At 62.5% G+C, this 1,118-nt stretch carries 1 protein-coding gene; it reads left to right on the top strand.

Going from position 1 to position 1,118, the window contains the following annotated elements; translation table 11 throughout:
• Window positions 1-1,118 (top strand): phage tail tape measure protein (locus tag GWQ22_RS21515; protein ID WP_275931630.1); only part of this gene is annotated, 1,118 nt, incomplete at both ends.

Genomic DNA, 1,118 nt, shown 5'->3' with positions numbered 1-1,118 from the left:
ATGGGCGGCGGCGAGGCTGGCACCAAGTTCAAGTCGTTTCTGTCCGGGATTGGCAGCGCCCAAAAGGCGCTGGGCCTCACGTTCACCGACTCGGCGGGCAAGATGCTGCCAGTGCTCGACGTGCTGGATAAGCTCAAGGCCCGTTATGGCGAGACCCTGACCGTCGCCGGCAGCGATGAGCTCAAAAAGGCGTTTGGCTCGGATGAAGCGGTGTCGATGGTGAAACTCTTGATGAGTAACACCAAGGGGCTGGCCAACAGCATCAATGCGCTGGGCAACACCCACGGCATGGGCAAGGCCGAGCAGATGGCCGCCGCCATGACCGACCAGTGGCAGCGGGTCGAATCGGCCTGGTTTGCTATTCGGGCCGCCGCGTTCGGCGCTGTACTCCCCACCATCAACAAGGTGGTGGGTGCCTTTGCCGATGGCGGGGCCATGGTGTTGCGCTGGACCACGATATTCCCCAACTTCACCAAGGTGGTGAGTTACGCCGTGCTGGCCATTGCTGGCCTTGGCATCGTGACCGGGGCCTGGCTCCTGCTCGTTGGGGTGGCCAAGCTGGCCACCCTGGCCTGGGCGCTGACCTTCAAAGGCATCACCGGCCCCATCACCCTGTTCAAAAAAGCCCTCGCGACCCTGCGTCCGGTGATCTTTGCCGTCAACATGGCCATGAGCCTCAACCCGGCGGTGATCATCATCGGCGCTATTCTGGCACTGGTCGCCGCCGTGGCGCTGGCCATCATCTACTGGGACGAGCTCTGCACCGCGTTCTCGGTATTGACCAGCTTTGAGCTGCTGGCCGCCTTCTTCCATGGGCTGGCCGAGACCTTTGGCCCCCTTGCCTCGCAAGCACTGGCCCCCATCGTGGACTTTTTTACCCTGATCGTGGGGCTGCTGGGCCAGGGGATCACTTGGCTTGGTACCTTCTTTGAGCAAACCAACCAGACCAGCGTCGGGATCGACAGCATGACCGACGCGGGCCGCCGCATGGGGGACATCCTCGGCAAGGTGTTCGATACCCTGCTCACACCGTGGCGGGCGTTGATCTGGCTGGTGAAACAGGCGCTGGATGCCATGAGCTTGATCCCCGGCATCGACATCGATACCAGCGCACTGGA

This window comes from Aeromonas sp. 1HA1 (assembly GCF_029237385.1).
GTDB classification, from domain to species: domain Bacteria; phylum Pseudomonadota; class Gammaproteobacteria; order Enterobacterales; family Aeromonadaceae; genus Aeromonas; species Aeromonas popoffii.
The sequence above is the reverse complement of the archived record's forward strand: the minus strand, read 5'-3'. Positions and strand labels throughout refer to the sequence as shown.